This window comes from Dubosiella muris (genome assembly GCF_004793885.1).
GTDB lineage: Bacteria > Bacillota_I > Bacilli_A > Erysipelotrichales > Erysipelotrichaceae > Dubosiella > Dubosiella muris.
Map to the genome: position 1 here is coordinate 44,310 of NZ_SRYG01000001.1, position 22,148 is coordinate 66,457.

The 22,148-nt window shown below is 54.6% G+C and carries 22 protein-coding genes; 6 read left to right on the plus strand and 16 right to left on the minus strand.

What is annotated here, in order from left to right:
* Positions 1-90: 90 nt before the first annotated feature.
* The 4 genes from malQ to E5336_RS00230 form a co-directional block, all read right to left on the minus strand.
* Positions 91-1,566, minus strand: coding sequence for a 4-alpha-glucanotransferase (malQ, locus tag E5336_RS00215; protein ID WP_135979080.1), 1,476 nt, complete (start codon positions 1,564-1,566; stop codon positions 91-93).
* Between the two features lie 95 nt (positions 1,567-1,661).
* Positions 1,662-2,963: an aminotransferase-like domain-containing protein gene (locus tag E5336_RS00220; protein ID WP_135979081.1), complete on the minus strand. Its 1,302-nt coding sequence runs from the start codon at positions 2,961-2,963 to the stop codon at positions 1,662-1,664.
* Between the two features lie 12 nt (positions 2,964-2,975).
* A complete protein-coding gene (locus E5336_RS00225; RefSeq protein ID WP_135979082.1) occupies positions 2,976-4,205 on the minus strand; it encodes a pyridoxal phosphate-dependent aminotransferase in 1,230 nt (409 codons plus the stop codon).
* A gap of 2 nt (positions 4,206-4,207) precedes the next feature.
* Positions 4,208-5,278, minus strand: coding sequence for a bifunctional chorismate mutase/prephenate dehydratase (locus tag E5336_RS00230; RefSeq protein ID WP_277820708.1), 1,071 nt, complete (start codon positions 5,276-5,278; stop codon positions 4,208-4,210).
* A gap of 158 nt (positions 5,279-5,436) precedes the next feature.
* Between E5336_RS00230 and aroB the strand changes: the two genes are divergently transcribed.
* From aroB to E5336_RS00250, 4 genes are read left to right on the plus strand one after another with little or no spacing between them, the layout of a single operon-like run.
* Positions 5,437-6,450, plus strand: coding sequence for a 3-dehydroquinate synthase (gene aroB / locus E5336_RS00235; protein ID WP_135979083.1), 1,014 nt, complete (start codon positions 5,437-5,439; stop codon positions 6,448-6,450).
* Positions 6,440-7,552 (plus strand): chorismate synthase, encoded by a 1,113-nt coding sequence (gene aroC / locus E5336_RS00240; protein WP_135979084.1) that lies wholly within the window; start codon positions 6,440-6,442, stop codon positions 7,550-7,552. Before aroB ends, aroC begins: the two co-directional genes overlap by 11 nt.
* Positions 7,549-8,817, plus strand: a complete 1,269-nt coding sequence (gene aroA / locus E5336_RS00245; protein WP_135979085.1) for a 3-phosphoshikimate 1-carboxyvinyltransferase — start codon at positions 7,549-7,551, stop codon at positions 8,815-8,817. Before aroC ends, aroA begins: the two co-directional genes overlap by 4 nt.
* Positions 8,814-9,650: a prephenate dehydrogenase gene (locus E5336_RS00250; RefSeq protein WP_135979086.1), complete on the plus strand. Its 837-nt coding sequence runs from the start codon at positions 8,814-8,816 to the stop codon at positions 9,648-9,650. The genes aroA and E5336_RS00250 overlap by 4 nt, the downstream gene beginning before the upstream one ends.
* Positions 9,651-9,683: 33 nt before the next feature.
* Here the strand turns inward: E5336_RS00250 and E5336_RS00255 are convergent, their stop codons facing one another.
* From E5336_RS00255 to E5336_RS00270, 4 genes are all read right to left on the minus strand, one after another.
* Positions 9,684-9,983, minus strand: a complete 300-nt coding sequence (locus tag E5336_RS00255) for a hypothetical protein (RefSeq protein ID WP_135979087.1) — start codon at positions 9,981-9,983, stop codon at positions 9,684-9,686.
* Between the two features lie 105 nt (positions 9,984-10,088).
* Positions 10,089-10,367, minus strand: a complete 279-nt coding sequence (locus E5336_RS00260) for a hypothetical protein (protein WP_135979088.1) — start codon at positions 10,365-10,367, stop codon at positions 10,089-10,091.
* Positions 10,364-10,855, minus strand: coding sequence for a threonine/serine exporter family protein (locus E5336_RS00265; RefSeq protein ID WP_135979089.1), 492 nt, complete (start codon positions 10,853-10,855; stop codon positions 10,364-10,366). Before E5336_RS00265 ends, E5336_RS00260 begins: the two co-directional genes overlap by 4 nt.
* Before the next feature lie 3 nt (positions 10,856-10,858).
* Complete coding sequence (locus tag E5336_RS00270) at positions 10,859-11,608, minus strand: threonine/serine exporter family protein (protein ID WP_135979090.1); 750 nt, start codon at positions 11,606-11,608, stop codon at positions 10,859-10,861.
* Between the two features lie 257 nt (positions 11,609-11,865).
* Here E5336_RS00270 and ade point away from each other — a divergent pair, with 257 nt between their 5' ends.
* Positions 11,866-13,539: an adenine deaminase gene (gene ade, locus E5336_RS00275; RefSeq protein WP_135979091.1), complete on the plus strand. Its 1,674-nt coding sequence runs from the start codon at positions 11,866-11,868 to the stop codon at positions 13,537-13,539.
* A gap of 73 nt (positions 13,540-13,612) precedes the next feature.
* Positions 13,613-14,293, plus strand: coding sequence for a FadR/GntR family transcriptional regulator (locus E5336_RS00280; RefSeq protein WP_135979092.1), 681 nt, complete (start codon positions 13,613-13,615; stop codon positions 14,291-14,293).
* Positions 14,294-14,348: 55 nt separating this feature from the next.
* On the opposite strand, the gene E5336_RS00285 is transcribed toward E5336_RS00280, so the two are convergent.
* The 8 genes from E5336_RS00285 to E5336_RS00320 form a co-directional block, all read right to left on the minus strand.
* Entirely contained in the window at positions 14,349-15,455 is a 1,107-nt protein-coding gene (locus tag E5336_RS00285) for a tyrosine-type recombinase/integrase (RefSeq protein ID WP_135979093.1), read from the minus strand.
* 151 nt (positions 15,456-15,606) lie between these two features.
* Positions 15,607-16,095 carry a dUTP diphosphatase gene (locus E5336_RS00290; RefSeq protein WP_135979094.1) on the minus strand — a complete coding sequence of 163 codons (489 nt, stop codon included), beginning with the start codon at positions 16,093-16,095 and terminating at the stop codon, positions 15,607-15,609.
* A gap of 19 nt (positions 16,096-16,114) precedes the next feature.
* Entirely contained in the window at positions 16,115-16,618 is a 504-nt protein-coding gene (locus E5336_RS00295; RefSeq protein ID WP_135979095.1) for a DNA-deoxyinosine glycosylase, read from the minus strand.
* A 9-nt stretch (positions 16,619-16,627) separates the two neighbouring features.
* Positions 16,628-16,867 (minus strand): hypothetical protein, encoded by a 240-nt coding sequence (locus E5336_RS00300; protein WP_135979096.1) that lies wholly within the window; start codon positions 16,865-16,867, stop codon positions 16,628-16,630.
* Between the two features lie 33 nt (positions 16,868-16,900).
* Positions 16,901-18,193: a 30S ribosomal protein S12 methylthiotransferase RimO gene (gene rimO, locus E5336_RS00305; RefSeq protein WP_135979097.1), complete on the minus strand. Its 1,293-nt coding sequence runs from the start codon at positions 18,191-18,193 to the stop codon at positions 16,901-16,903.
* Positions 18,190-19,125, minus strand: a complete 936-nt coding sequence (locus tag E5336_RS00310) for a 3'-5' exoribonuclease YhaM family protein (protein WP_135979098.1) — start codon at positions 19,123-19,125, stop codon at positions 18,190-18,192. Before E5336_RS00310 ends, rimO begins: the two co-directional genes overlap by 4 nt.
* Positions 19,115-21,091, minus strand: a complete 1,977-nt coding sequence (locus tag E5336_RS00315; protein WP_135979099.1) for a glycosyltransferase — start codon at positions 21,089-21,091, stop codon at positions 19,115-19,117. The genes E5336_RS00310 and E5336_RS00315 overlap by 11 nt, the downstream gene beginning before the upstream one ends.
* Positions 21,082-22,134 carry a lysylphosphatidylglycerol synthase transmembrane domain-containing protein gene (locus E5336_RS00320; protein ID WP_135979100.1) on the minus strand — a complete coding sequence of 351 codons (1,053 nt, stop codon included), beginning with the start codon at positions 22,132-22,134 and terminating at the stop codon, positions 21,082-21,084. Before E5336_RS00320 ends, E5336_RS00315 begins: the two co-directional genes overlap by 10 nt.
* Positions 22,135-22,148: the final 14 nt, after the last annotated feature.

Here is a 22,148-nt window from a genome sequence, read left to right on the forward strand (position 1 = left end):
CCTCCTTATTCATGCTTTCCATTATAGCTTTCAACACACCGAAACAAAAGTCCGGATTTCACGAAAAAAAGGAAGCACGCACGCTTCCTTCTATCGTCCGGATTTCTCGATCCACGCTTTTGTTTTCATCAATTCGGCGGGAAACGTCTTAAAGTCTTTCAGCTTCCACGTCCAGTTTTTCTCGTCCAGCGTCATCGCGATGTTGATCCGCGCCTGTCCTTTGTATCCGCACACGTCCTGAATCGGCAAAATCACGACGTCCGCCTCGGAATCGAGGGCGTACTGGCAAAGCATGTCGTGGAAGCTGCGGGTCGTATAGCCTCGTTTCTTGAAAAAGCGGCGCAAGCTGATGCGCTTGTTGCCCTCAAACGCACCGTATTCCTCCTCGGCTGTCGGACTGTCGTACGTTCCCGTATACAAAATGACATTTTTCTTGACGGGCTTTTTCAGGCTTTTCGCCTCCAGCCGGTCCACCAGAATCTCGGTACCCAAAATGGAAAACATTGTTTCGAGTTCCTCGACTTCCGGGCGCGGTTCGCCCAGATCCTCGGCGACCCACTTTACATCGGGGCACGATTCCACGATCGCGCCAAGCAGGCCGGCTCCCGGTCCCGGCATCCACTTGCCATGTCTTGGATCTTTGGCGAATCCCGGCAGGCGCCAGTACCGGTCGAAGGCACGGAAATGGTCGATGCGGATGATTTGGAACCAGCGCGCCATCCAGCGCGCCCGATCCAGCCACAGCGCGTAGCCGGTTTTGCTTTGAGCGTCAAAATCATACAGCGGCATGTCCCAGCACTGCCCGGACGGTACATGGTCGTCCGGCGGGCAGCCGCCCACAAAGGCAGGCCGGCCGTCGGGATGCAGCAAAAACTGGGAGCGCGCCATCCAGACATCCGCGCTGTCGTAGTCGACATAAAACGGCATGTCGTTCATGAGCTGCACCCCTCTTTTGCGGGCGTAGGCGACGATTTCACCGAGCTGCCGATAAAAAATAAACTGCAAAAACGCGTGGTAAAACAGCTCGTTTTCATGCTCCTTCAAATCCACGTTGGATGGATCGAGCGGATAATCGCGATATTCCTCTTCCCAGTCGATCCACGCCACGTTGCCGTACAACGACTTGAACAGCGCGTACACGCACCAGTCCTTGAGCCAAAACGCCTCTTTCACAAACTGATCAAATTCCACCTTGTACGTTTCAAAGTTTTTTCGGAATGTCCGGAACGCTTTTCGAAAATACGATTCCTTAAACGCGCGGACCTCGTCGTAATTGACGTAATCTTTGAACTTGTTGCAGTTGACGATGGAGCTTTGCGTCAAAAGTCCCATCTCACTCAGCCGATCTATGTTGATGTAGATCGAATCGCCCGCGAAACTCGACAACGTCTTGTAAGGAGAATGGGACACCCCAGTGGCATAAAGCGGTAGGATCTGCCAAATTGTATAACCCGCATCTGCGATCTCGTCGATCATACGAATCGTTTTTTGGCCAAAATCACCAATTCCTTGATTCGCGGGAACAGAAAACATAGGTAGCAGCAACCCTGCCCTTCTAGTCGTCATATTCTCACCGTGAAAACCCTTTCATTTTCTCTATTTTATCACGAAACCGAAATCCATGGCAGGTCTTTTTCACGAAAAAAGCCTTGATCAGCCGATCAAAGCTCATTTTTTGACAATCGAACCAAATTGGCGAACCGGGAAACCGCGGCCGCGATGTTTTCCTGCTCGATGGAGGCGAAAGACAACTCCACCGTCCCGTTTTCCATCGGCAGCAAGCCGATATCCGCCTTTTCCGCTTCCTCGCTCAGTTTACGCGGGTCGGCGTCGACCTGGACGACATACGACAAATAAGCCTCGTTTAAAAAGAACGAGAAGCCATGCTGCGCCAGCGCCTGTTCCATCCGCAGCGACTTTTCCCGATAGTCCCGTTTCAGCTTACGGACATGCCGCTCCAGATGGCCGTCCGCGATGTAGCTGGCAAACGCGAGCTGCTCGAGCTTGGACGCCATCGGTCCATACTCGGTTTTATGCGACAAATAATACTGCGTCCACATTTCGTTGAGCACCAGGTAGCTGATTCGAACCGACGGAAGCAGTAATCGCGAAAACGAGCCGCAGTAAATGACGCGGTCGTTCGTATCGCTGCCATACATCGCCCGGCGCGACCGGGAACGATACGTCAGCTCGCCATTGTAGTCGTCTTCGATAATGAGAAAATCGTGCAAATCGGCTTGCTCCAGCAAATAATCCCGCAGCGAGGCGCTCAACGGCTCCTTTTTCGGACCCGTCGACGAGCTGTTCACATACAGCATGTCGATTTCCGACAAATCCGCGTCGTCCACGAGCTCCACCTCGCGCACTTCCCAGCCATACGATTCAAATACGCGGTGCGCCTGCGGATGAAACGGTTTTTCCATCCCGACAACGCCAGGCACGTCAAACATGCCGCAGAGCACAAACAGCAACGTCTGGTAGTTCGGGCCGACCAGCACTTGCTCCGTCCGGCACATGACGCCGCGGTTTTTATACGCGTACAACGACAGCGCCTGCCGCAGCACGAATTCGCCTTGCGGATCCCCGTACGTGTTCATGACCTCGTTTTCAAACGTCTGGCGGATGTACCGCTTCCAGGTCTGGACGTCGCTTGTCTGGATGGCGACCGAGCGCGGCCTGAAATCGAGGTCGTACAAGTCCTCTTTCGCTTTGTCCGGCGCCGCCTCCATTTCGCGGTGCAGCTTGATTTGTGCCTCTTCCAGCCGGACACGGTAGCCGACTTTTTCGATGGCTTCGATATAGCCATCCAAAACGAGCTGCTCGTACGCGTGCTCAATCGTCGTCTGCGAACACTGGAACTGGTCGCACGCCTTGCGAATGCTTGGCAGCGCGTCGCCCTTTTTCAAATAGCCGTCCAAGATCGCGTTGCGATAATGGTCGTACACTGTTTTATATTTTTTCATATTTGTTTTTTGTCACCCAATTCGATCGAGAATTTCCTTCATTCGCTTCGCCAGGCCTCTTGTCTTGTCCACCGGCAGGGAGCACACCGCCACGCGGATCCCCTTGTTCACTTTTACCGTGTAAATGTGCTCGGCCATGAGCGCCTCGTGATAGGCGTCGCGGGTCGCGTTGTCCATTTTCAACGTCACGAAAAACCCTTCCTTGTATGGATAATACGCCAGGCCGGCCTCGTCGGCCTCCTTCATGAACAAATCGCTGCGCGTCTTGAGCAAATCGACATAGTTTTGTTTTTCCGCCAAATACGCGTCCTTACGCGCGTTCATCACGTCGACGAACATCGCCATCGCGCCATTGTTGATGTTGGACCACGTCGCCCGGGCGTCTTTTTCAAACACGGTGCGCACCTGGTCGACGGCGGCCTTTGTCTTCCCTAAAATAATGGCCGCGCCGCACCGCAAGCCATACGACGTCATCGACTTGGACAGCGAGAACGCCACGATCACGACCATGTTGTCGCTCATGTCGTCAAAGACGCGGAAGTATCGCTTCGCCTCGTCGCCGCGATACGAATAGTCGATGTAGGCGATGTCGTTGAGCAGGACGACGGCGTGGGTTTTCGCGCACTCGTTCAAGAAATCGATGATTCGCTTCCATTCCGCCTCGCTCAGCGAATAGCCGGTCGGATTGTGGCATGGATCGTTAATGATGATCACAAGCCGGTCCTGCTTCTCCATCACGGCCCGGCACGTGCGCTCGAACGAGTCCATATTGAAATGATCGCCGTCGAACAAGCTGTATTTCGCCACGTCCACGCCATGCATCTGGGCCATCAAATCGTACGAGCCCCACGCGATTTCCGGCGCGATCAGCGTTTGCTTCGGCTCCAGACACTCGTTAACCGTCATGCCGACGGCCCCGGTTCCGCCCGGCGTCGCGATGACTTCCCGGAACAGATGGCTGTTTCCGCCCAGCACCCAGCGTTCGACCGCCTCGCGATAATCCGGGTTTCCGGTAAAGCTCGCCGCGTATTTTGCCAGCGTGCGGTTGTCGAGCTGTTTTAAGCTGTCAAACACCGTGTCCAGCGCCACGAGCGAGCCGCCCTCGTCGTACAAGCTTCCGATTGTGGCATCGACCACGGCATCTTCGCCAAACTGCGCTTTCGCTTTTTTCGCCCGGTCGACGATGACGAACACCGTGTCCACGATTGGCTGCTGATTTACACTGTCTTTCACAAAATTCATGATTATTCCCCCTGTCCCAACGGATACGTTCCTAAATATTTGATTTGCTCGCATACGTCGCGCAAGTCCGCCACGACTTGTTCATCGACGCCGCCCACGATTTCGATAAAGAAAAAATATTCAAACGGATGTCCTTTGCGCGGTCTGGACTGAATCGAACACATATCCAGGCCGTGCCGCGAAATGACCTCGATGACTTTCGCCAGCGCGCCAACTTCGTTTTTCAATGTCACGATCAAGCTCGAATGATTGCCTTGCCGCGCGCCTTTGAGCGACACCACGAGAAAACGGGTCGTATTTTGCGGATTTTCCTCGATGTTGGAAGCCAGCACCCGCAAGCCATACAACACGGCGTTTTCCTTCGCCCCGATCGCCGCCTTGCGCACGTCGCCTTCCCGCGCCACGTACTGGGCGGCCAGCGCCGTGTTGGCGTACGCGACAGGCTGCACGCCTAGCTCGGTCAAAAACCGCTTCGCCTGCGCCAGCGCCTGGTCCTTGGAGTACACTTCCTCCACGTCTTTGAGCGTGGCCGCCGGCACGCCAAGCAGACACTGCTCGATCGTTTCGTCCTGCACCCGCTCAATCAGGACAGGATAGCGCAGCAAGCCGTCAAGCACTTCTCCCACCAGCCCGGAATTGGTGTTTTCAAACGGGATCACACCAAATTCGGCCTCCTTGTTGACGACGGCCTGAAACACCTCATCGAAGCCCGGCTTCGCGATCTTGCGGTTGCCCGGAAACAAATGCTCGGCCGCCATGTGCGAAAACGCACCTTCCACCCCGGCGTACGCTACGACTTCCCTGGCCGCCAGCGAACGCTGATAGTCGCACGATTCGCGAATCATGAAGCGAAGCAGGCGCACGTACGAGTCCCGGTACGCCTCGTTTTGAATGTAGCGCGCGTTGCGTTCAATGATCGCCGCCTCTCTGGAATGGTCCACGATCGGTTTGCCGGTCGCCATTTTGTAAGCCGCCACCTCTTTGAGCGTATCCATGCGCTGCTCGTACAGCGCCGCGATTTGCGCGTCGATCGCGTCGATCGTCTTTCGCGCTTGTTCCAATTGGTTCACCATCTCACCTCGTTCCTATCATAACACTTTCCAAATCGTTTCTGAAACGCTTTTCAACGATTTGTCATGTTTTTTTGCGTCGGAAGTCACAAAAAAAGAGAAAACACCGCTGTCAAATCCATTGCCTTCCGTGGTATGATGCTGAAAAGAGGTGAAAATTTATGAAACTAACCGTGAAACTGCAAGATCACAGTTATCCCATATTTATAGAGCGCCACGCCCTGGAGCATGTGGCGGACTTTCTGGACCCGCACCGCAAATACGTCATCGTCACCGACGATGGCGTGCCGGCGCGCTGGGTCGACCTGCTGCAAAGCCAGCTTTCCGACGCCCGCGTCATCACCTTCCCTTGCGGGGAGGCGAACAAGTCGCTGGCCACGTACGAAAGCGTCATGGAACAAGTCATTTCCAGCCATCTTACCCGCAAGGACGCCATCATCGCTCTGGGTGGAGGCGTCGTCGGCGATCTGGCCGGCTTTGTCGCGGCCACCTACATGCGCGGCATCGACTTCTACAACATCCCCACAACCGTCCTGTCCCAGGTGGACTCCAGCGTCGGCGGCAAAGTCGCCATCGACATGGCCGGTTATAAAAACATCGTCGGCGCCTTCCACCAGCCCAAAGCTGTCCTCATCGACCCCGAAACGCTGTCCACACTAGACCAGCGCCAGGTGAGCAGCGGACTTGTCGAAGCTCTCAAAATGGGACTCATTCTCGACGAGCGCCTCGTCGAGCTGTTCGAACAGGAACCGCTGGATCTAGACACGATCATCGCCCGCTCCATCGACCTGAAACGGGCGATTGTCGAAAACGACGAAAAGGAAAACGGCCAGCGCGCCATTCTCAATTTCGGCCACACGATCGGCCACGCCATCGAAAGCGCCTACCACGACGTTCCTTACTACCATGGCGAATGCGTCGGCATGGGTATGCTGTTTTTTCTTCCCGATCCCACGCTGAGGGCGCGGGTGCAGCGTATTCTGGAGCGGCTGCGCATTCCCGCCACCCCCGCCTACGACCCGAAAGCGCTGCGCGCCTTTGTCGAGCACGACAAAAAAGGCCAGGGCGACAGCGTGCGCGCGATTGTCGTCGACCACGCCGGCACCTGCCGGATCGAGCCAATGACTTACGATCAAATCGAAACGATTTTGGAAAGGAGTCCGTATGAAAAATAGCATCGGTTCCAACGTCACGCTCACCGTCTTTGGCGAAAGCCACGGCCCGCTGATTGGCGCCGTGCTCGACGGACTGCCCGCGGGCTTCGCCATCGACATGGAACGGCTGCGACGCGACATGGCCAGACGCAAAGCGAAAGGAAAAATTTCCACCCAGCGCCACGAAGCCGACGAAGTCCACATCGTTTCCGGCTTTTTCGAAGGCCGGACGACCGGCACCCCGCTGACGCTGCTCATTCAAAACACCGCCCAGCGCTCCGCTGACTACGCCTCCCTGAAATACCGCCTGCGCCCTTCGCACGCGGACTGGAGCGCGTTCGAGAAATACCACGGCTTTCAAGACTATCGCGGCGGCGGCCACTTTTCCGGCCGGCTGACGGCGGTCCTTGTCGCCTGCGGCAGCATCTGCCGCCAGATCCTGGCCGCCAAAGGCGTGAAGATCGGCGCCCATCTGGCCCAGGTGCACACGGTGCGCGACGTCCCGTTTTGCGCGGACGCCTGCGCGCTCGACACGCAAATCGAAGCGCTCGACGCCCGCGAATTTCCAGCCATCGACGAGCAAGCCGGCCTGGCGATGGTCGCGCGCATCGAGCAGGCAGCTTGCGCCAAAGATTCGGTAGGCGGCGTCGTGGAGTGCGCCATCACCCACTTTCCGGCCGGTGTCGGGGAACCGCTCTTCGACTCGGTGGAAAGCGTGTTGTCCCACGCCTTGTTTTCCATTCCCGCCATCAAAGGCGTGGAATTTGGCGAAGGCTTCGGCTTCGCAGCGCTTACAGGCAGCGAGGCCAACGACGCCCTGCTCGTACGCGAAGGAAAAATAGAGACAAAAACAAACCGGAACGCGGGCATCAACGGCGGCATCACCAACGCGATGCCTATCGTTTTCCGCTGCGTCGTCAAGCCGACGCCTTCGATTTTCCAAAAGCAGCAATCGGTGCGGTTCGACTCCAAAGAGGAAGTCGAGCTGGAAATCCAGGGCCGCCACGATCCTTGCATCGCGCATCGGGCGTGCGTCGTGATTGAAAGCATGAGCGCGTTCGCCTTGCTCGACTTGTGGATGAGCCAGGCCGCGAGAGCTCCATTCGAGGAGGTGGTTCGATGATCGTCTCGATCCAGCCCTCGTTTGTAGGTGGAGAAGTCGTCGTGCCCGCTTCCAAATCCATGGGACACCGGGCTTTGCTGTGCGCAAGCCTCGCCGCGGGAACAAGCGTCGTCACCGGCTTGTCGATGTCCAAGGACATCGAGGCGACGATGCGCTGTCTGCAAGCGCTGGGCGCGCGCTTTCAGGAACGCGGCGACCAGTGGATCGTGGAAGGCTGCGACCCGAAAGCCCGAACCAGCCCGGCAAAGCTGGACGCGGGAGAATCCGGTTCGACGCTGCGGTTTCTCGTTCCGGTTGCTGCCCTCGGTTCCGGTCCCGCCCGCTTTCTCGGTCAGGGAAGGCTGCTGTCCAGACCGATGACCGTGTACGAAACGCTGTTTTCCAGCCACGGCTTACGTTTTGTCCACGACCAGGAACAAATTCTCGTCCAGGGACCGCTGCCTGGCGGAAACTACCGGGTGCCCGGCAATGTGTCGAGCCAGTTCGTTTCCGGGCTGTTGTTCGCGCTCCCGCTGGCGGACGCAAACAGCGTCATCACGATTGACGGAAAGTTCGAGTCGAAAAGCTATGTGGACTTGACGCTCAAAGCGCTGGCGCAAGCGGGCATCGCCATTCGGGAGGAAAAGGGCGCGTACCGCCTCGCCGGCGCCCAATCGTACCGGCCCGGACGTTTCCACGTGGAAAAAGACTATTCGCAGGCGGCGTTTTTCGCGGTGCTGGCCGCGTTGAACGCACCGCTCGTTTTGCGGGACATGGATTTGGAAAGCCGCCAGGGCGACAAAGCCATTTTGTCCCTCGTCCAAAAAGCCGGCGCGCAAGTCGATGTCGAAGCGGATCGCATTCACATACGGCCCGGACAGCGACGCGGTCAAACGATCGACTTGGCGGATTGCCCGGATCTAGGCCCGATTTTATGCGTGCTGGCCGCGTTCATTCCTGAAACGACGACGATTCGCAACGCGGGGCGGCTGCGGATGAAGGAATCGGATCGAATCGAGGCGATGGAAACCGAGCTGCGAAAATGGGGCGTCGACATCACAAGCGACGAAGACACGATCACGATTTGCGGTCAATGCCACTACGTGGCCGATCACGAGATCGTGATGGACGGCCACAACGACCATCGCGTCGTCATGGCTTGCACGGTGTTTGGCTTATGCGCCGGCTCTCCTTCCAAAATCACGGGCGCGCAAGCCGTCGCGAAATCGTATCCGACGTTTTTTCAGGATATTCAAAAAATTGGTGGAAAGGTGGAATGGAAATGAAAACCATTGGTATTGTCGGCCTGGGCGTCATGGGCGCCAGTTTCGCGCAGCGCGCCAAAGCGCTCGGGTACCGGGTTCTTGGCATCGACCTGGATCCGGACACGATCGAGTACGCGGTCATGCGCGGCATGGTGGACAAAGGCAGCACGGACGCGTCGATCCTGCTCGACCAGTGCGATATCGTGCTGCTGGCGCTTTATCCGCGCCAAATGCAAAAATGGCTGCTTCGCTACCAGCACGACATGAATCCCGGCACGCTGATCCTGGAAATCAGCGGGGTGAAATCCAACGTCACCCAACCCGCGCAGGCGCTTTTGCGCGACGATTTGGAGCTGCTTTCGATCCATCCGATGTGCGGACGCGAATCCCGGGGCATCGAATTCGCCGATCCGGCGATTTTCGACCAGGCCAACTTCATCATCATCCCGCAGCCCTCCAATTCGACGAACGCGATCGTGTTTACGAGCGCCTTCGCCAAAGAGCTCGGCTGCAAAAACGTCAGCGTGCTCAGCGTCGAGGAACACGACCGGATGATTGGATTTTTGTCGCAGCTCACCCACGTCATCGCGGTGGCGCTGATGAACACGCACGAAAACAGCCATCTTGTTGAGTATACGGGCGACAGCTTCCGGGACTTGACGCGAATCGCCAAAATCAACGAGGATATGTGGACCGAGTTGTTTTTGCTGAACAAAGACATCCTGCTGGACGAGATCGACCAGTTCGCCGCCTCGGTGCAGCAGTTTCGGGACTTGCTCGTGCGCGAGGATGTGGACGCGATGAAATCCGCGATGGTCCAGTCGACGGCGCGCCGGAAAAAATTTGATCGCTGACGCATGAAAAAAGGTCGGAAAATCCGACCTTTTTTATGCCACTAACGCCATTGCCTGTTTGAGAACCGGATTGGTTTTGTTCCACTCCTCATACAAGGACATGCCTCGCTCCGCTTCCATTCGTCCCATCATGTCGCTGACGTCTTCCTCATAGTCATTCCCCAGCATTTTCACAAACGGAATCAAATGGTTAAAATAAAATTCGACTGCCTGATGTATTTCCTGGTCGCAGCTTTTGGTGATGTACAACTCGAACCCGTACTTGTCGATTTCCATCATCATCTTTGCGAGATAGATCTTACCTTCAGGACCGGAAAAGCTCCTGTTATCCATACTCTTACACCTTCTTTACTTCTTAGGTCATTTTTATCATGAAATACTTTGAAAAAATTTTCAAGAAATGTCCGGAAGATGCCGCTTCGACTACCTTTTATTCCATCAATCCGTTTCAAACAAAAACGCCGCGAACGCTTCGGGAATGCGCTCGCCCATCTCGTAATACGCGCGCTGCAGCTTCGGCTTGTCGAAAAGGACGAGCCGGCAGCCCTCGTATTCCACCTCGTTGAGCCGCATCAGCGTGGCCAGGACCCGGACCTCGTGAATCGAGTCGTACTGTTTAAAAAACGCGTAATAGCGCGAAAGCGCCGGTTCGCCCACCGGATACGGATCCGATTTTTTCGTACGTTCGATCAATTCCTCCTGCGTGATTTGTTTCATCGTCGATCTCTCCCTTCTCTGGATGCCGAAATCGTCCGGCACCGCTTCCATTTTCTCCATCCCGCCGTTCCTAGCGCCGTAATCGTTTCGACAAGCAGGATCCCAAGCGCCAGAACGCCCGCGATCGTGAGGGTTTCCAAAAACAAAACGAGCGCCTCGTACGGATCGTTCGTGATGATTTCAATCATCATATCGTACATCGTGCCGCCCGGCACCAGCGGAATCAGGGCGCAGACGATAAACGACGTAACCGGCGTCTTCATTTTCCGGGCCAGCACTTCCGCGATGACCGTGAACGAAACCGCGGCCCAAAAGTTGGCTTCCAGATCCGTCAGCAGCATCGCCCGGCAGCATTCGTACACGAATCCGCCCATCGCGCCATTCAGCCCGGCTAAAAACAGCTTGCGCTTTTGCTTGATGTTGAACAGCACCCCGAACCCTAGACTCGCCAGAAAAGAGCCAAACGAGCCAATCAAAATTTCATGCATCGCCTACCTCCATATGTACAAAATAAACCCGGCCCCGATCGCGATGGCCGTCGCGCACAAAAACGCCTCGGCGCCTCTGGCAAGCCCGGAAATGTAGTCGGTTGCGATCGTGTCGCGAATGGCGTTCGTAATCGCCAGTCCGGGCACCAGCAGCATGATGCTGGAAATGACCATGACATTGATGTTGGCGGCGGGCACCAGCGCGTGGATCTCGACCGCCATCCACGCGGCCACCATCGCGGAAAACAAATTGACGAGGAAGTCGCTGAGATGGATTTGGGAAAACGCCCAGCCCAGGCAACGAATCACGATCCCGATGCAAAAAGAGGCGATCATTTCCTGCACGTTGCCGTCGAAAAAAATGGCGAATCCTAACGCCCCGATCGCGCCAAACAACGTCGTCGTCCAAAACGAGTACCGCTTTGTATGCTCGATTTCCTCAAGGCGCTGGTCGATTTGCGCGACGCTCAAGCGCCTGGTGCAACATGTCCGGGACAGCTGGTTGATTTGGTCGATCATATCCACGTTGACGTTGCGGTACTTGACGCGGGCGATATGGGTTCGCGTGCGCCCGTCCACGGTAATCGACAGCATGATGCCCGTGGCGGTCACGTAGCTTTGGATGCCTTCCACTTCGGAAAAGCTCAGTCCGACGCGGTTCATCGTTTCCTCGACCCGGTACACTTCCGCGCCGCTGGACATGAGCAAAATGCCAAGCTTCATAATCGTGTTGAGAAGTTGTTCTATATTCATGCTTCTTATGATACTCTATTTGCGGCTGAAATGGGAACTGCTTCTTGGCGCCCGTCATTGGAAAACGCGTCATTTTCTTTCTTCGAGGAAGAAGAATTCCCGTTTGTGTTATATAATAAAGAAGCCATCGCACACCGCGCGCGAACCGCGTACCGTTTCGCGTGATTCCGGTGCTTTTTTTAAAGTTTTACAGTTATTTTTGGGCGTGTGGTATGATGGAACACGCAAAGAATTAATAGAAATGAAAGGAACAGTCCATGTTTGAATATTCATTAGGAAAAACCAAATCGCAACTCGTTTTGAAACACGCGAAAGTCATGAACGTTTTCTCAAACGAGTGGATCGAACAAGATATCGCCATTCAATACGGCACCATCGTCGGCGTCGGCGCGTATGAGGGCGAAACGGAAATCGACCTGACCGGAAAATATGTCGTGCCGGGCTTTATCGACGCGCATATGCACATCGAGTCGACGCTGGTCGCTCCCGAGGAGTTGTCGAAAGTGCTGCTCGCGCAAGGGACGACGACCATCCTTTCGGACCCGCACGAGCTCGTCAATGTCAAAGGAGCCGAAGCGCTCGACTACGTGCTTCAGGCCGGCCGCAACACGACGCTGGACATTTACACGATGCTCCCTTCCAGCGTGCCTTGCTTCGACAAGGACACCAACGGCGCCGGCGAGTTTACGGCGGCGCAAATGAGCGCCTATATCGACGATCCAAACGTGATCGGCCTGGGCGAGGTGATGCGCGTCAAGGACGTCGTTTTGGAAGAGGAAAAAATGGTGGAAAAGCTCGACTTGTTCAAAGACAAGCCCATCGACGGCCACGCGCCAAACGTGTCGGGAAAGGAGCTGGAGGCGTACCGGTTCGCGGATATTTTGACCGACCACGAAAGCTCGACGTACGAAGAGGCGCTCGACAAGCTGCGCTGCGGCTTTTACGTGCTCATCCGCGAAGGAAGCCAGGCGAAAAATCTCGAGCCAATCGTCAAAGGGTTTCTGGCGCACGGCATTCCGTTTACCCGCACCGCCTTTTGTACCGACGACCGGCATCTGGACGACATTTTGAACGAGGGACACATTTCGCACTGCATTCAAAAAGCGATCGCGCTGGGCGTCGACGAGTTTACCGCCTACAAAATGGCGACGCTACATCCGGCGACCATTTACGGACTGCGTCGCAAAGGCGCCGTGGCGGCGGGCTACCAGGCGGATCTGGTCGTTTTAAACGATCCCAAAACCGTGGCGATCGACTGCGTGTACAAAAACGGCCACAAAGCGACGCTCAAACATTTAAAGGCGATCGAGCCGAGCGAGGATTTGCTGCATACGGTTGTCATTCCGGAGGTATTGAAGGAAGACATTCAAATCAAGCGCCGGGATAAAAACCACGTGATCGAGGTGGAGAGCGACTCGCTGCTGACAAAGCATGTGGAGGAAGAGGTGCCCGGATACGTGTATTTTGAGCCGGAAGCCCCATACAACAAGGCGGTCGTCGTGGAGCGTCACGGCAAAAACGGCAACATCGCCACGGCAATCCTGAAGGGATTCAACTTGACGCAAGGCGCGATTGGCTCGACGATCGCCCATGATTCCCACAACATGATTCTCGTGGGGGACAACGACGACGACATCCTGCTGGCGGCCAAGACGCTCGAGCACTTCCAGGGCGGCTACGTGCTCGTGCAAAACCACGAGGTCAAGCACATCATCCCGTGCCCGATCGCGGGATTGATCAGCACGCAAAAAGCCCAGGTCGTCTCCGGCTTGCTGAAGGAGCTAAAAGAAGACGCGCATAAGATGGGCGTGCCGGCTTCCCTGGATCCGTTTCAGGCGCTTTCGTTTTTGGCGCTGCCCGTCATCCCGGAGATCCGCCTTTTGGATGGCGGCTTGTACGATGTCGTGCAGGAACAATTTATCAAGCCTTAGTATTTCTTAGGAAAAGTCAAAAAAACTTGATCAAAAGATCAAGGTTTTTTTGTGGTTGCGTTATAATAATGACATGAAGGAAAAGAAGGATGACACAAGAGATCCTTTGTATAAAGAGATCTCCTTAAAAATTATTGACTTTATGATTGAGCAGCACTGGCAGGAAGGAGACAAGATCCCAAACGAATACGAACTGGCGCAAGTGTTTCATGTCGGCCGGGGCACCGTCCGAAAGGCGATCGCCGAACTTGTGCGGATCCACATTTTGGAAATCCGGCGCGGCAAAGGCACGTTTGTGTGCGAAAACCTGCATTTTCACGACGAGAAGATCCGGGAGGCGTACCACGCGATGGAATACGACCGGGGGCTTTATTTGTTGCAGATTCGCGCGCTTATCGAGCCTTGGGCCGCGAAGGAAAACAAATTGTCCGCCCCGGTGCGAAGCGCGTGGCTCGCCTACGAAAAGGCGGACGGAGAACAACGAATGGAGCAGGACATCGCTTTTCACGAGGCCATTTTGGCTTCGACGGCCAACCCTTTGTTGCCGCAGCTCAACCGGTACGTTTCCGACTCGATCAAAGCCATCGACGACGCGCGGCCGGACGAGGCGTTTTTCCGGCGGGTCCAAAAAGAGCATCGGCAAATTTGTGAAGCGATCGAGGAAGGCGACCACGATTTGGCTTACGCGCTTGTCCTGGCCCATATCGAGCACGACAGCGAGTTTTTAAAGGAAGCCAAACACGCTATTTTATAAATGGAAAACTTTCTCTATATTCCTATTTTACGCGCCTCTTCAGGCGGGGAGGATGTCACAGGTTTAGCTTGTCTTCCAGCCGGTCGAGATTTTGACGCTTGGCGTCCATGGAAAGATGCACGTACGTGTCCCATGTGATTTGGCAGGAGGCGTGGCCTAAAATTTCGGACAACGCTTTGATTTCCACGCCGGCTTCCACGCAGCGGGTCGCGAACGTGTGGCGCAGCGTGTGGAAGTGGATGCCGTCCATGCCGCAGTCGCGCAAATACCGCTTGAAGTAGTTTTGCAGCGTTCTCGGTTCCATGTAGCGTTCGGCGCAGCCGGTCAAAACATACGCTTCGGGATCGTCCGGCCTGCACATCGCGCACAAAGATCGAAGCGGACGATTCAAAGGAATGATCCGGGTGGAGGCGGCGCTTTTGGGCGTGGAAATGACGACTTTTGTTTTTTTGCTTTCCTCGGGATGGCCGCGTAGCCGAATCATCGTGTTGGAAACGACAAGGAGAGAATCCGCCAGGGAGATATCTTTCCATTGGAGCGCGCAAATTTCTCCGATTCGCATCCCGGTCATGAGCGCGAGCAGCGTGCCGAATTTGCACGGATCGAGGTCGGCGCGCAAATACTCGATCAGGCGGGTTTGCTCCTCTTCGCTGAGCACCCGGGCAGGCGCTTTGTCGTCGCGGGGAAAGACGATTTGAATGCGGCGAAGACGGGGAAATCTTTTGGCCGCGTAGGCGAGGATCGAGTTTAAAATGGACAGGATGTCCCGGATGGTTTTGACGCGTAGCCCTTTGTCGAACAGCCCGGCGGTGAAGCGGTCAATGTGCTCGTCATCGAGTGCCTGAATGGAAACCGGTCCTAGATCGGCGCGGATATGGGCGTTGATCGAATACACGTATTTGTCGTAGGAAGCCGGCTTGACATGGAGCGCTTTGTGCCGCAGCCACTGATCGCACAGGTCGGCGACGGTTTTGGCGCGGATGGGTTTTGTTTCGATGCCCATCTCGATGAGTTCTTCCATTTCCCTTCGTTTTTTGAGCGCTTCCGCGTATGTTTTTCCATAGCAATAGCCGTACTGGATCTGGCCGTTGGCCCTGGTGCGGGGATAGCGCGCCTCCCATCGGCCGTCTTTGCGCTTGTAAATGTTGTTTCCTTTTTTCATATCGAAAAACCTCCTTGTGTCTGATTTCTTTGTAAACCAAAAGCTTCCGGAAGTTCATCTTTGTTTTCAGGAATTCGCCGTTTTTGCCGCGTGCGTCCAAACTGGTGTCAAAAAAAGACAAGGCGTTTTTTGCCTTGTCCGCTATGCCCTTTTATTTTCCCGAGCTGCCAAGTTTTCCGTCCTTGCGCTGCGATTCGATTTGATTGAGCGCCTCCATCGAGATTTCCTCGCTCTCGACTTGTGGCATCACAAGCATGACGCCTTGCGCCACCGCTTTCTCGTACGGATACACAACCACTTCCTTTGGCTGCTGCGCGATGGCGTTTTGTTTGACGATGCGCAGCGGTTTTGGATTGAGATTGGTTACCGGCGCCATGTACTCACCGCGATATCCGGAGTCAATCACGCCGCATCGCTGCGCGATGCCCCGCGTTCCTGTCGATCCGCGTTCTTTCAGGATCATCACATAGTTGCTGTCGAACGCCGAAGCGACGCCCAGGGGCACGAGCTTGGTTTCCCAGGGACCGATTTCCAAAAAGTCCTCGTCGAAACAAGGATACAAATCATATCCCGCGTCTTCGATCCGTTTTGTTGGAATGACCGCGTGCGGTCTTACTTTTGCCCAGTATAAGTGCATCATTGAATTCCCTTTCTGTTTTTTATTCGTTTTCAAGCGCTTCCTTGTAACGCGGCGCGAGCCGGTCCACACTTTCGTAGTCCAAATCCGCGCCGGATGGCGATGGCACATACTCGACCGGAATGTTTTCCATGAAGTTGGATTCGTTCAAAAGCCGTTGAGCGCCATGGGAAACGCAAATGATTTTTTGAATGGACGGATGCGCCTGCAAAAAGCCGTTGATATCGTTCAGCACGATATCGCGCATCGTGTCTTCCCGCGACATGTGACGCAGGCAGGACTTCACGACCGACCAGATCGCAATGCCATGCGTCTGGCAAATCGCCAGTTTTTCCTCGTCGGAGGCGTATGGCATGTTGTAAATGGCGCCCAGCACAGGCCAAAAATGGTTGGCCGGATCGCCAAAGTACATTTTGTGTTCCTCGCTCTTCACGCTCGGCATGGAAACGAGGAACAGCACTGTGCTGTTTTCGAACACGATTGGTTCCAAAGCGGTAAATTGTTGTAGTGACGTTGTATCGTACATGGCTTGCTCCTATAAAAGGTCAATGGCTTTTTGAACCACTTCGATCTTTTGGTTTGTCAAATCCAGCATCGTCTCATCGCCGTCCTTCTGGTATTGCTCGCTTAACGCGTTCAATGCCTTCAGCTTCATTTCCAGGTCTTCTTTCGAAAACGTTTCCCCGTCTGCGAACACTTCTTTCAATACCGCGTCGCCGGCTTCGCTGCCGCCGATGGCTGCTGTCAGCCGCGCCATGATTTCATTTTTTTTCATAGAAAGTCCTCCTTTGTTTCGCGTGGAAGACGATTACTCTTCGAACAATTCGCCCACCACATCGTATGCGGTCGCGCCCGTGATTTTCACGCGTGCGAAATCGCCGATTTCAAGCTGTTTCGAAGTTTGAATAATGACTTGTCCGTCGACTTCGTCCGGCGCGTCCGCCGCGCTTCGGCCCCGGTACTGGTTTTTCAAGCCTTCTTTTTCTTCGACCAGCACTTCGATCACTTTCCCTATCTTTTCCTCGTTCTTCTTTTTCGAAATCGCCTTCTGCGCCTCCATCAGCCGCGTCAGGCGCGCTTGCGCCACGTCCTCGTCCACCTCGTCGGGCATGTCGTACGCGGGCGTGTCCTCCTCTTTCGAATACGTGAACGCCCCCATGCGGTCCCATTCGATTTCCTGAATGAACGCGAGAAGCTCCTCGAAATCCTCCTCTGTTTCGCCCGGGAAACCGACAATAGCGGTCGTGCGCAACGTCGCGTCCGGAAACATCGAACGGATCTTTCCAACCAGGTCGATCACGTCCTGTTTCGTGCCGCGCCGGTTCATTTTCTTTAACAGCCGGTCGTTGGCGTGCTGCATCGGAATATCAAAATACGGCAGAATCTTTTTCGACGACGCCATAACATCCAGCACCGCGTCCTCGATTTCATCCGGATACATGTACAGCACCCGGATCCAGTGAATGCCTTCGATTTCATCCACTTGTCTAAGCAGCTCGGCGAGCATCAGCCGGCCGTAATTGTCGAGTCCGTACTTCGTCGTGTCCTGCGCGATCAGCGTGACTTCCTTTACGCCGATTTTTGCCAAATGACGGACTTCCGCCAGTACTTCTTCTATTACTTTACTCTTTTGATCTCCTCGAATCAAAGGTATTGCGCAATACGTGCAATGGTTCGAACAACCGTCGCTGATTTTGACATAGGCGCTCCACGGATTGCCCGAAAGCGGGCGCTCGCTTTTCGCGAAGCTTCCCAGCCCGGCATCACCTAAAACGTCTTGCAGGATGCTGGCGATATGTCCGTAATCCTTGAGCGGGATGATGGCGTCGATTTCCGGGATTTGCTCGCGCAGCTCGTCTTCATAGCGCTGCGCCAGACAGCCGCACACAATTAGCTTGTCCGTGTATTTCGACATTTCAAAAATCGTCTGGATGGACTCCTCTTTCGCGGATTCAATAAATCCGCACGTGTTGACGACGATGGCATCCGCTTGTTTGGGATCCGCGACGATTTGATGTCCGTTTTCCTGAAGCACGCCCATAATTTGCTCGGAATCCACAAGGTTTTTGCAGCATCCAAGCGAAACGAAACCTACTTTCATCGTTCTTCCTCCTTCCGATGATAAATCATCCGGTTGTCCAGCGCGAACATCCGCGGACCAAACGTTCCGGGCTGCGTCGCGTCGATGCTTTGCTTCATCATGACCATCCGTGAGTCCAGATTGTCCAGAAGCGTGAGCACTTCCGCTTCCGGAATCATCGGCAGCACCGGCGAGCCATACTCCATTTTTCCATGGTGGCTCAGCACCATGTGCTTCAGCAAAACGACCCGCTCGTCTCGTTCCAGATCCAGCGCCAAAGCGACGCGGTCGATCATGGCCGCCGCGATGCTGATGTGCCCAAGCAGGTTTCCTTCGCTCGTGTATTCCGCCAGCATTGGCGAAGACAGCTCTTCGACTTTTCCCAGGTCGTGCAGCAAAATGCCCGCGCACAGCAAATCCTCGTCCAGCCAGGGATACAGCGCCTTGACCGCTTTCGCCAGCCGTGCCATGCAAATCGTGTGGTAGGCCAGTCCTCCAACAAAATTGTGGTGGTTGCGCGTCGCGGCCGGATACGTGTAAAACTTCTCCTCGCTTGCCTGAATCACTTCTCTTGTCACGTCCCGGATGACGGGATCTTTCATCGCGTCCAGCATACTGTCGACTTCCGCTTTCATTTCCGCTTTGGTCATTGGCGCCTCGCGCACGTAGTCGAACAAATCCGCGTCCTTGTCTTCTGTCAGTTTCCGCAGCCGAAGCTGGGCCGCGTTTTTATGAAAGATGATCTCGCCTTGCGCTTCGACAACCATGCCGACGTGGTACATCGCCACCATTTCATCGGTCAAATTCCAAAACTTGGCGTCCAGCACGCCGGTTCTGTCTTCGAGCGTCAGCGACAAATACGGGGTGTTTTTGTTCGTGCGTCCCCGGTCGCATTTTGTGATCAGCGCCTTCACGCTGACTTTTCCTTCTTCATGAATTTCTTTAATCTTCAAATTGGTCACTCATTTCCTCCAACTGCTCGTCGATCTGGCCGCTAGAAAATCCTTTGCGTAAACAGTACTGCCGAACCTTGAGCACTCTTTTTTCATCTTCCAACGCCGAATAGAGCCGCATCGCTTTTTTGAGCGCGTTGCGGCACGCCTGCTCGTCGTCTTGCTCCATGTCGATTTCGTCGATCGCGGTGTTCGCGATATCGACGGAATAGCCTTTCATCACTAGTTTATGGATGACGTTTTTGCGCTTCAAACGCGATGACTGCATTTTAAACGTGTGCTTGACGCGTTCGGCCAGCGCTTTCGCGTTCGCCAGCTCAATCGAATCGTCCAGGCCGACGAGCGCCTCGTCAATCAAGTCCGAGGCAATGCCTACTTTTTTCAACTTGGTGGTGATGCTCTTTTTCGAATTTCCCATCTCGTGCCAGTACGCGCTTTTCTCGAGCGCGTACTTTCTGTCGTCCACCCAGTGTTTTTCTTTCATTTCCTGCACAAGCTGCTCGATTTTGCCTTCTTCCAAATCGAAATGATGGCGCAAATACTGCCGCAGCTCGTACGCGGTCATATCTTTGGAAAGCACCTTGCGTTTTATGATCGTGTACGCGTGGTAAAACTCTTGCATTTCCAAATAACCGGTAATCAAATACGCGTCCAGCTTGGTGTGGAGCGCGATTTTCAACTCAAAAAAATCGTCCAGCGGCACCAAAAGCCGAATGGGTTCCGGATCGCTTTCCCGTTCCACGGTCAACTCGACAAAATCGTCTTTCATCCGGATTTTTTCCACATCGAACGTATGGCTGTAGTCGTCGATGGCTTGCTCGTATACCGCCAGGATCTTCCGTCCGAATATCTCTTTTGAGTATGGCTCGCTTTTCTCGATACACGCCGCGCTTTGCGCGTTTCGCTCCGCTTCGCCCATCGCGAAAAACGTGTCCATCTTTTTGACAAGCTCGGCTTCGTCGTCAAAATAATAGCCGGTCTTTCCTTCTTCCACGAGGTCGTACAGCACTTCGTCGCGGCGGCCGAACACGGGCAGACCGCTGGCGAGCGCCTCGATGTACGTGAGGCCTTGCGTTTCCGACAACGAGGCGGACACGAACCCGTCAAACGCGACATAGTAATACGGAATGTGATCCCGGGGAACTTTGCCGACAAAATGTACCCGGTCCTGGGCGTCGCACGATTTGGCGATGGACTGGAAATATTCTTCGTCCGTACCCGATCCGACCACGACAAGATGCAGCTTTTCGTCGCGCGAGGCGGCTACCGCCCGGATTGGCATCTCGAGCGCCTTTTCCTTGGCCAGCCGGCCGACAAAAACAAGAACGTGGTCGTCGGGCTTTAGGCCCAGGGAGGCGCGTAGCTGAAGGGCATCGTCCATTTCGATGTGTTCGGGCTTGAAGGCGTCCAGATCCAGACCGGTTGGTACGACATAAATGGGCGCGCGCACCCCGTAGCTTTCGAGCACGTCTTTGGTTTTCTGACTTGGCGCGATGACGGCCTGCACGTTGTTGCCCATAAGGCGGGTGAATTTCTTCACGACCCATTTTCCCGCTTTATCCACCCGGTCGAAATCAAACGGATTGATGTAGTGGGTGTAGTCGGCGTACATCGTATGATACGTGTACACTTGCGGGATGCCCAAATCGTGGGCGACTTGCCGTCCATAAAGCGAAACGCCAAACTCCTGCTGCGTGTGAATCACATCGAGGCGCATTTCCTCGATGTAGTCGTGGGCGAAGTTGATTGGACTGCTCATGGTGTATCCATAAAGCCGCTTCAGCTCCACGCCGGGCAGCCGCAAAATTTTTTCCTCGGCGTCCATCGTGATTTTCGCGCCCTGATGGTTAGAGATAATAAAGACGGTGTGGCCGAGCTGCTCGAGCGCCTTTCTCAACGTCACGACACTCGTCACCACACCGTTAATATCCGGAAGATATGAATCGGTAAATATTCCTATTCGCATGGTTTTTCACATTCCTTTCCTTCGATGGCGTCCCGCCGGTCGTAGTACGCTTTCGCGACCATGAAAATGACCCCACCGACCACCAATATAATATGATATGTGGACACTCTCCACAAAATCAGCACCGCGCTCGTTAACGATCCCATGATTGGTGAAAAAAGAATCGAAAACATCATTTCCGTTCCGCCGCTCGCGCCCGGAATCGGGATGAAGCTGTTGGCCATGGTCACAAAGGAGCTGAGCGCGATGACGTCGACCAGCTGGTCCATCGCCAGATGGATGCCAAGCAGCCGGGCAATGAGAAACGGCAGCGCGTACAGCATCGTCAGCCGGACTGTGTTGATCAGCATGCATTCGACGATGGCTTTTTTATCGCCCGCGAGCTTTTTGATTTCCGATGTGAAAGACGTCATCTGCAATGTCCACGATTCCAGCGTCTTTTCGGGATTTTTCAGGATTCGCAGCCGGCTGAGCACTTTCACGATCCATTGGGAAAGATGGATATAGATTTTGGGAAACAGCGCCATGGTGTACAATCCGAAGATCACGACAAAATTAACGACATAACCGGCCAGCACCAGCGTAAACCAGGCGGACTGATGGGAATAGTAAAAAAACTTCATACAAAAAAGAATCGTCACGTAGACCATCATCGTGGTTTGGTAAATGATGAAGTCGGCCCACAAAATGGAGGCGCCGTCGCTGTACGCGATTCCCTGTTTTTTTAAAATATAGGCTTGCCCGAATTGTCCGCCCGTGGCCGAAGGCGTGATGCCGGAAAAAAACGTACCGGTAAACGCAACGACGATCCCGTTGAGAACCGAGTAGTTTTTTTTGAATTTCCTTCCCAGCACGACGTACACCAGACCCCAGACGCAGGTATATAAAATCCCCCACACGAGGATGATCGTCAAGGAAAACCCGTTGAGTTTTCCGATCGCGTGGACGACCTCCTGATAGTTGTCTTTCAGGGCGAACCACAGCGCGACGATCGTGATGACGGCGATGAGAACGAAATTCCACAAGTAGCTTGTTTTTTTCATAATTATTCGTTCTT

Coding starts and splice junctions, on each gene's coding strand:
- E5336_RS00265 (WP_135979089.1), bottom strand. CDS start 10,855: ATGCATGAAATTTTGATTGGCTCGTTTGGCTCTTTTCTGGCGAGTCTA.
- E5336_RS00315 (WP_135979099.1), bottom strand. CDS start 21,091: ATGCGAATAGGAATATTTACCGATTCATATCTTCCGGATATTAACGGT.
- E5336_RS00290 (WP_135979094.1), bottom strand. CDS start 16,095: ATGATGCACTTATACTGGGCAAAAGTAAGACCGCACGCGGTCATTCCA.
- E5336_RS00285 (WP_135979093.1), bottom strand. CDS start 15,455: ATGAAAAAAGGAAACAACATTTACAAGCGCAAAGACGGCCGATGGGAG.
- aroC (WP_135979084.1), top strand. CDS start 6,440: ATGAAAAATAGCATCGGTTCCAACGTCACGCTCACCGTCTTTGGCGAA.
- aroA (WP_135979085.1), top strand. CDS start 7,549: ATGATCGTCTCGATCCAGCCCTCGTTTGTAGGTGGAGAAGTCGTCGTG.
- aroB (WP_135979083.1), top strand. CDS start 5,437: ATGAAACTAACCGTGAAACTGCAAGATCACAGTTATCCCATATTTATA.
- ade (WP_135979091.1), top strand. CDS start 11,866: ATGTTTGAATATTCATTAGGAAAAACCAAATCGCAACTCGTTTTGAAA.
- E5336_RS00270 (WP_135979090.1), bottom strand. CDS start 11,608: ATGAATATAGAACAACTTCTCAACACGATTATGAAGCTTGGCATTTTG.
- E5336_RS00230 (WP_277820708.1), bottom strand. CDS start 5,278: ATGGTGAACCAATTGGAACAAGCGCGAAAGACGATCGACGCGATCGAC.
- E5336_RS00295 (WP_135979095.1), bottom strand. CDS start 16,618: ATGTACGATACAACGTCACTACAACAATTTACCGCTTTGGAACCAATC.
- E5336_RS00280 (WP_135979092.1), top strand. CDS start 13,613: ATGAAGGAAAAGAAGGATGACACAAGAGATCCTTTGTATAAAGAGATC.
- E5336_RS00220 (WP_135979081.1), bottom strand. CDS start 2,963: ATGAAAAAATATAAAACAGTGTACGACCATTATCGCAACGCGATCTTG.
- E5336_RS00255 (WP_135979087.1), bottom strand. CDS start 9,983: ATGGATAACAGGAGCTTTTCCGGTCCTGAAGGTAAGATCTATCTCGCA.
- E5336_RS00250 (WP_135979086.1), top strand. CDS start 8,814: ATGAAAACCATTGGTATTGTCGGCCTGGGCGTCATGGGCGCCAGTTTC.
- E5336_RS00225 (WP_135979082.1), bottom strand. CDS start 4,205: ATGAATTTTGTGAAAGACAGTGTAAATCAGCAGCCAATCGTGGACACG.
- rimO (WP_135979097.1), bottom strand. CDS start 18,193: ATGAAAGTAGGTTTCGTTTCGCTTGGATGCTGCAAAAACCTTGTGGAT.
- E5336_RS00300 (WP_135979096.1), bottom strand. CDS start 16,867: ATGAAAAAAAATGAAATCATGGCGCGGCTGACAGCAGCCATCGGCGGC.
- E5336_RS00320 (WP_135979100.1), bottom strand. CDS start 22,134: ATGAAAAAAACAAGCTACTTGTGGAATTTCGTTCTCATCGCCGTCATC.
- E5336_RS00260 (WP_135979088.1), bottom strand. CDS start 10,367: ATGAAACAAATCACGCAGGAGGAATTGATCGAACGTACGAAAAAATCG.
- malQ (WP_135979080.1), bottom strand. CDS start 1,566: ATGACGACTAGAAGGGCAGGGTTGCTGCTACCTATGTTTTCTGTTCCC.